The organism is Paenibacillus sp. KS1, from assembly GCF_001680695.1.
Lineage (GTDB): Bacteria > Bacillota > Bacilli > Paenibacillales > Paenibacillaceae > Paenibacillus_B > Paenibacillus_B suaedae.
In genome coordinates this window covers 41555-49108 of sequence record NZ_MAIS01000044.1, presented here as the reverse complement: position 1 = coordinate 49108, position 7554 = coordinate 41555, and the positions used below count along the sequence as shown (strand labels likewise).

The following is a 7554-nucleotide window of genomic DNA, read 5'->3' as shown; positions in this document are numbered from 1 at the left end:
CGTGCCAGAAGCAAGAATCAATAAATATCACTACTTTATATTTCTTTATTGCTATATCAGGTTTACCAAATAAGTCTTTAACATTTTTTCGAAAGCGAAGCCCTCTTTTCCACAGCTCCCTACTAACTTTTTCTTCCAATTTTGTGTTAGAAGAGCGAACTGCTTGCATCGTTTTTCGTCTTAATTCTGGGGAAAATCGATCACTCATTAGTACCTCCCATACACTGATTTCTCAGAATCCATATACTTCGAATGCAATGCACATATAATTAAATCAAGAAGAGAAAGATTATCAAAAAACAGCAAGTTGACAATAAACTAAAAGGTAGAAATGGATTTTAATGTTAAGTAGATAGCCCTTAAATCACTTTATTATATTTTTGCCATTCTTTCACGACATTATCCCTTTTACTCTGTTTGTATTCTCACCCGATACTATTTTGAGCACCTGAATATACCTAAGGAAATCATTGTTAATATCAGTAAGTATTTATGTCAGCTCGTATTACATCTTATATTTATTAAGAATCGAATCTCCACCTTTCTAATTATCCAACCAGGCTAACTATGGATTACTCCAATGACGTAACAAATTACAAAAAAACTAATTTCTCAATCCGTTTCAACATACCGTCAACGATTACACAAAATTATTTCTACTATCTTTATTTGTCGTTTTCACTCATTCATCTAAACCTATACCTCGATCATTATTAAAATAGTTGAGAGTATACCTACAATATAAAGCAATCCTCCTAATTTAGGCGTCAATATATTGACGCCATTTGTGGTTTATGCTATAAATATCATTACGAGGTGAGTATTATGAGGATTGTCGATTTATTTTCAGGTTGTGGTGGTATGTCACTTGGTTTTGAACAAGCAGGTCATGAAGTAGTAGCCGCATTTGATTTTTGGGATCATGCTATCAAATGTTATGAGGCAAATTTTAATCACCCAATTATTAAGCAAGATTTAAGTGATTTTCAAGAATCCGCTCAAAAAATATCCAATTTAAAACCGGATATGATTATTGGGGGTCCTCCATGCCAAGACTTCTCCCATGCTGGGAAACGGAGCGAAGGAAATAGAGCTAATCTAACAAATTCATTTGCAGAAATCATAAAAATAGTAATGCCGAAATGGTTTGTAATGGAGAACGTGGATAGATCAAGAAATAGCCGCGCCTTTGCCCAAGCAAAAAACATTTTTAAAGCAGCTGGTTACGGTTTGACTGAAAAGGTATTGGATGCAAGTCTATGCGGTGTACCTCAAAAACGAAAACGATTTTTCTGTATTGGTCTATTAAATGCAGAAGATGGGTTTTTAGAAAGTGAAATCGTCTCAAGACTAGCAAATCAGCCAATGACTGTTAGAGATTATCTCGGGAATCGGTTGGATGTTACTTATTATTATAGACACCCTAGAAATTACAATCGCCGTGGTGTGTTTTCCATAGATGAACCTGCACCAACAATTCGAGGGGTAAATCGGCCAGTGCCAAAGGGGTATCCTGGACATCCAAATGATGTAGCCCCTATAACTGACGAGCTTAGAGAACTAACAACTCATGAAAGATCTATGATTCAAACCTTCCCTTCTAATTTTAAGTGGATTGGAAACAAGACTGCTCTTGAACAAATGATCGGTAATGCAGTGCCTGTGAACTTAGCAAAATTTGTTGGATGTTCAATTAAAATATATGATGAACATATAAATACACACAAAGGGGAATTAGTTCACAATGGATGAATTATCATTTGAAGATTGGTTAATGCATAATACCAGTTATTCTACTAAAGTCGCTCGAGATGTTCGTTGTCGCGCCAAACGGGCTAGCAAATATATAAATTTGTCAAAAAACACATCAGATGACGAACTTATATTTACACTAACCCAGCATCCCGAGTTTTTAGATTTAAGTCCAACAGTCAAATCTCAATTAAAAAAAAGCGTTAAGCTTTACAGAGAATTTTTACTGACAACAAAAAAAACAAAATGACCTATTCTTGGTCATTTTGTTCCTCAAATAAATGTGTTGCTGTAAAATAGACAGACTGATCAAATCTTCTTTCGGGGCTTAACATCTTTTCTCCCCCGTTTAATATTATCTTTGTCAATACGTCTTTAGATATAGCTGGTTTGACTCTCCTCGGGGAAATCATATATTCCCTAGTCATTTTTCCGTTCATCGCAAATTCCTTATCTGTCTGCAAACCAAAAGCCATTTCTGTGTAAATCTCTTCAATATTGACTTTACCACGTGTAGAAAGCTCATATAGAATCTTTGCCAATCTTGCTGAACTTCTTAGATATCGAGTTATTTCTGCACCAGCCCTAGACTTATCAAGAAATGGTCTACACAGTGCGAAATCACTCCATACGAATATGTCAAAAGCATTCTCGCTTAGTGCCGGGTTTACCCCTTCTGTTTTCCAAATAGGTTGCAGAAGAAATGGTTTTTGTTTAAAACTATATCTTTCTTGAAACTCATCGAGGACATTTAATATGTCCTCTTTTTTGTTAAGAATCTCATCATGATTACTCCAATTTCTTATCTTGTGACAAACTGGTTCAAATAGTTCCCTGACTTCTCCAATGACATCTTGACACGAATGCACCATCCCTAATGCACAATACGATGTTGAAGCCGGTCTAATGACAATTTCCGAGCCCCATTTAGATTCATCTTCTTTACTAGTTGCATTATCTGGCAAAACAGTTAACTTTACCTCTAATGCTCTCAAAAATTCTTCTTTATGTTTAATAACAAGATCTATGCCTCTAATATCATCGTAAGCAAGCTCCTGATATGGTAAGTATTTCGTTTCAAAGTCAAAATGTAACTCGTTAGTCGGCAATTGTGTATTAAATATCTCATCAAATGGAACTTCCTTACTTTCTACTTTTAAGTCATCATTAAGAAATAAGTAATTTGCTTTAGCTCCTGTGTCTCTCATATAACAGGCTAGTGACACTGGAAAAGCACTATTAAATTGATTTTTCCCAAAAAAATCTTTACTTTTTCTATTACTATTCTCGATACCATATAAAGCTGGTTCTTTTTCGGAATCCATTAGTTTTTTGCTCCTTTTTATATGATAGCAACCTAATATTAAATAGTTTACATCAAGATTTCGAACTATAGCCAGTAAATTATTTCATACTAAGGGAATAAAATTAATCTATTTTTGACTTCAATAGTAGTCTGATGGTTATGAATTTTGACCCAGATGTTCTAAGCTATAGTCCCTACTTTATACCCAATCGTTAGCTTCATCTTGATTCGATATCGTTTCAACAAATGTGAGGAAGGTATAGCATACTATTATCCATATTACTAGTGTTTATGATCAATTAATATATAAATTCAAGAGTAATGGTTAATTTTGATTACACATTTTATCAACATCACAACATTACAGGTCATTCAATAAATTCCTATTAGCATGCCACCCAAAATTCACTTGCGAATTTTAGACGATGTTTGCGGATTGTAGGATTTGTAAGCGGTACCATACTTGCTACAATAGACACACAACGCAATGAACATTGCTCAAGGGGGAATAAACAAATGAAAAGGCTTTCTTTGATGTTAGCTGCTTGCATGATGTTTGTCGGAGTGTTAAGCGGTTGTGGCGGCAGTGAATCGGATTCGGGTTCATCCAATAAATTGGTCATTTACAGTCCGAACAGCGAAGAAATCATCAAGACGATCATCCCAATGTTTGAAAAGAAAACAGGCATTACGGTTGAGCTAGTAACAGCTGGTACAGGGGAAATTGTTAAGCGTCTACAGTCTGAAAAGAAAAATCCTTACGCGGACGTTATGTTCGGCGGCTCCATGGCGGGCTACCGCGAGCATGCCGACCTGTATGAGCCTTACGTATCTCCAGAAGATGCGAACTTGATTGAAGGCCATCGCAATAAGACAGGCTTCGCAACTCCGTTTGTTTCAGACGGCAGCGTGCTGCTCGTGAACAAGAACTTGATCGGCGATATCAAAATTGAGGGCTATGAAGATTTGCTCAATCCCAAGCTGAAAGGCAAAATCGCATCCGCTGACCCGGCAAGCTCCAGTTCCGCCTTCGCACAGCTTACGAACATGCTGAAAGCAATGGGCGGCGACTATGAAAATCAAAAGGGCTGGGATTATGTCAGCAAGCTGATCGAGAACCTCGATGGCAAAATTGCAAGCGGCTCTGGTGCGGTTCATAAGAGTGTCGCAGACGGCGAGTATATTGTTGGCTTAACATACGAAGATCCTTCTAGCACATATGTAAGAAACGGTGCACCGGTAGAAGTCGTGTATCCGAAGGAAGGCGCCGTATTCTTGGATGCAGCATCCGCCATAATTAAAGACGCACCACACATGGAAAATGCGAAGAAGTTCATCGACTTCATCCTGTCCAAGGAAGCGCAAGATGCATTCGGCACGCAATTGACGAACCGTCCGCTTCGCAAAGATACACAACTCGGCGACTACATGACGCCACTCGACAAGATCAACATGATTGACGAAGATACAGACTACGTGAGTGCACATAAATCTGAAATCGTAGAGCGCTACATCTCTGTATTCACAAGCAAATAATCGGTTTTCAGAATCAAAATATGCGTGTCAAAAAGTCCGGTTCTCAGCACCACTTTTGATTATCGGACTTTTTGACTACCTATAAAAAGGTTAGGTGACAACAATGAGCGTAACAATAAAAATAAAAGACCTAGTCAAAAAGTATGGCGACACAACCGTCATCCCAGAGTTGTCCTTGGAGATCAAGAAAGGCGAATTCTTCACGCTTCTCGGTCCTTCCGGGTGCGGCAAAACGACACTTCTGCGCATGATTGCTGGCTTCAACAGCATTGAAGGCGGCACAATCAATTTTAACGAGCGTGTCATCAATCAGGTTGAGCCAGGCAAGCGGAATATCGGGATGGTGTTCCAGAGCTATGCGATCTTCCCTCACCTTACCGTTAAGGGAAATATTGCATTCGGTCTAGAGAACCGCAAGCTGTCCAAGGCCGAAATCAACGACAAAGTAGAAGATATCCTCAAGGTCGTACAAATCGAGCAATATAAAGATCGCATGCCGAAGAACCTGTCCGGTGGACAACAGCAGCGCGTCGCGCTTGCCCGTGCAATCGTCATTCACCCGGATGTACTGCTCATGGACGAACCGTTGTCCAACCTTGATGCGAAGCTCCGTGTCGATATGCGGAACGCGATTAAGGAAATTCAACGCGAAGTCGGCATTACAACGGTGTATGTAACACACGATCAGGAAGAGGCTATGGCTGTATCCGATCGCATCGCCGTTATGAAGTCGGGCGTCATTCAGCACTTGGGCACACCGCAGGAAATCTATCAACGCCCAGCCAACGTGTTCGTAGCTACATTCATCGGCCGCACGAACATTATCGAAGGCAGCTTAACGCGTCAGGGCGACAGCTATAAGGTGAATTTCGGTTCCGGCTATGCTGAGGAGCTTCCTAACATTCAGCTTCCGGCTTCAGCGAAGCAAAATGAATTGAATGTCAAAATCTCAGTTCGCCCAGAGGAATTCGTCATTACTGAGGATCAGACGGGCATGAAGGCAACCATCGTGCACAGCGTCTTTTTGGGGCAGAACACACATTACTTCGTCGATCTGGAATCGGGGCAGCGCGTGGAAATTACACAGGAATCGAAGACAACACAGATTCTTGATCCTGGCCAAGTCGTTCATTTGAAGGTGAAAAAGGAAAAAATCAATGTATACGATGCTGCAGGTGAATTGAACTATACAAGGGGCGGTCAACTATGAGGGGGACGCGCAAACGATTTGACGTCTGGACTAACATTTCGTTCCTGATATTTGGTTTCTATCTTTTGTTCCTAGCCTTGCCTTTGTTTACGATGCTGTTCAAAAGCTTTTTCAACGGTACAACAGGCGATTTCTCACTCGCCTACTTCGTGAAGTTTTTCAGCAAGCCGTATTACACCAATGCACTATTCAACAGTATTAAAGTTACCGTCAGCGTAACCGCCCTTGCGGCGCTCATCGCAACACCGCTAGCCTATATAATGGCTACCGTTAAGATTAAAGGGGACTCAACGATTCGGATTTTGATTCTGCTCTCGTCCATGTCGGCCCCGTTCATCGGTGCTTACTCTTGGATTCTTCTACTCGGAAGAAACGGCGTCATTACCAAATTCGTCAGCAATACATTTGGCTTCCAAATGCCTGACATATATGGCTTTACCGGTATATTAGTTGTCTTGACCCTGCAAATGGTGCCTCTTATCTTCATGTACGTATCCGGGGCACTCAAAAATGTTGACCAATCGCTTATGGAAGCGGCAGAGAGCATGGGCTACAAGGGCATCAACAAGATGCGCAAGGTACTGCTCCCGCTCATCACACCAACCCTGCTCGCAGGCGGGCTGCTCGTATTCATGCGCGCGCTGGCCGACTTCGGTACGCCGATGCTGATCGGTGAAGGCTACAAGACCGTTCCTGTCCTGATCTTTACCGAGTTCATCAGTGAAGTCGGCGGCGACGACGGCTTTGCTGCCGCAATCAGTGTCATCGTTGTATTGTTCGCAACGGCAGTATTCCTGATGCAGAAGTTCATCGCCAACCGCAAGTCCATCACAATGAGTGCTTTGCATCCACTTGAAGCGAAGAAGAAAAAAGGCATCGGCAACATCGCGGCGCATGCTGTCATCTATCTGTATACGTTAATCGCGCTGCTGCCGCAATTGTACGTCATCTATACTTCATTCTTGAAATCGAACGGCCGCGTCTTCGTTGATGGCTTCTCACTGCAAAGCTATCAGAATGCTTTTAATAGCATCGGCGGTGTCATTACGAACACGTTCATCCTGGCTATCGTGTCGCTCGTCATCATTATCCTGCTTGCGATTCTGATTGCTTACGTAACCGTTCGTAGAAAGAATGCATTAACGAACACAATCGATATTTTCACGATGTTCCCTTACATCGTTCCTGGTTCTATCTTAGGTATCGCCTTGTTGATTACGTTCAACGATAAGCCGCTGGCACTGAGCGGAACAGCATTCATTATGATTATCTCGTTCGTCATCCGGCGGTTGCCTTATACGATTCGATCCAGTGCAGCCATTTTGCATCAAATTAACGGCGGTATTGAAGAAGCCGCAATCAGCTTGGGCGCTTCTCAGATGAAGACATTCTTCAAGATTACACTGCCGATGATGCTCGCGGGCGTTGTCTCCGGTGCAATTCTAAGCTGGATCACAATCATTACTGAATTAAGTACTTCGATCATCTTGTATACAGGTAAGACGAAGACCGTTACGGTTGCTATTTATACCGAAGTTATTCGCGGCAACTATGGCGTGGCAGCAGCACTATCTACAATCCTAACCGTCATCACAGTCATATCGCTGCTGGTCTTCCTGAAGCTATCCGGACAAAAAGAAGTTTCCCTATAAGAGAGGACGTTCAAAAAGTCCGCCTTTGATCAAGCATTTTAATAGCTTTGCACCTACACCAAGTCGGTACCTCATCTGGAGGGCCGGCTTGGTTGTAT

Annotated in this window: 6 protein-coding genes and 1 pseudogene; 5 read left to right on the top strand and 2 right to left on the bottom strand. The window is 41.4% G+C overall.

The window, feature by feature from the left end; all coding sequences use genetic code 11:
* Positions 1-208: pseudogene (locus BBG47_RS29005) on the bottom strand (very short patch repair endonuclease); the annotation flags it as partial.
* 617 nt (positions 209-825) lie between these two features.
* Here BBG47_RS29005 and BBG47_RS15880 point away from each other — a divergent pair.
* Together BBG47_RS15880 and BBG47_RS15875 are read left to right on the top strand one after the other, a co-directional pair.
* Positions 826-1752: a DNA cytosine methyltransferase gene (locus BBG47_RS15880; protein WP_065292496.1), complete on the top strand. Its 927-nt coding sequence runs from the start codon at positions 826-828 to the stop codon at positions 1750-1752.
* Complete coding sequence (locus BBG47_RS15875) at positions 1745-2002, top strand: hypothetical protein (protein ID WP_065292495.1); 258 nt, start codon at positions 1745-1747, stop codon at positions 2000-2002. The genes BBG47_RS15880 and BBG47_RS15875 overlap by 8 nt, the downstream gene beginning before the upstream one ends.
* A gap of 1 nt (position 2003) precedes the next feature.
* Here the strand turns inward: BBG47_RS15875 and BBG47_RS15870 are convergent, their stop codons facing one another.
* Positions 2004-3077: a HindVP family restriction endonuclease gene (locus tag BBG47_RS15870; protein ID WP_065292494.1), complete on the bottom strand. Its 1074-nt coding sequence runs from the start codon at positions 3075-3077 to the stop codon at positions 2004-2006.
* A gap of 497 nt (positions 3078-3574) precedes the next feature.
* On the opposite strand from BBG47_RS15870, the gene BBG47_RS15865 reads away from it, so the two are divergent.
* From BBG47_RS15865 to BBG47_RS15855, 3 genes are all read left to right on the top strand, one after another.
* Positions 3575-4594: an ABC transporter substrate-binding protein gene (locus BBG47_RS15865; protein ID WP_021255468.1), complete on the top strand. Its 1020-nt coding sequence runs from the start codon at positions 3575-3577 to the stop codon at positions 4592-4594.
* 103 nt (positions 4595-4697) lie between these two features.
* Complete coding sequence (locus tag BBG47_RS15860) at positions 4698-5804, top strand: ABC transporter ATP-binding protein (protein WP_065292493.1); 1107 nt, start codon at positions 4698-4700, stop codon at positions 5802-5804.
* Positions 5801-7456, top strand: a complete 1656-nt coding sequence (locus tag BBG47_RS15855) for an ABC transporter permease (protein ID WP_021255470.1) — start codon at positions 5801-5803, stop codon at positions 7454-7456. Before BBG47_RS15860 ends, BBG47_RS15855 begins: the two co-directional genes overlap by 4 nt.
* The last annotated feature ends 98 nt before the right edge of the window (positions 7457-7554 follow it).

Excerpts from the sequence above, each read along its gene's own strand:
- BBG47_RS15855 (WP_021255470.1), top strand. The coding sequence starts at position 5,801 with ATGAGGGGGACGCGCAAACGATTTGACGTCTGGACTAACATTTCGTTC.
- BBG47_RS15870 (WP_065292494.1), bottom strand. The coding sequence starts at position 3,077 with ATGGATTCCGAAAAAGAACCAGCTTTATATGGTATCGAGAATAGTAAT.
- BBG47_RS15860 (WP_065292493.1), top strand. The coding sequence starts at position 4,698 with ATGAGCGTAACAATAAAAATAAAAGACCTAGTCAAAAAGTATGGCGAC.
- BBG47_RS15880 (WP_065292496.1), top strand. The coding sequence starts at position 826 with ATGAGGATTGTCGATTTATTTTCAGGTTGTGGTGGTATGTCACTTGGT.
- BBG47_RS15865 (WP_021255468.1), top strand. The coding sequence starts at position 3,575 with ATGAAAAGGCTTTCTTTGATGTTAGCTGCTTGCATGATGTTTGTCGGA.
- BBG47_RS15875 (WP_065292495.1), top strand. The coding sequence starts at position 1,745 with ATGGATGAATTATCATTTGAAGATTGGTTAATGCATAATACCAGTTAT.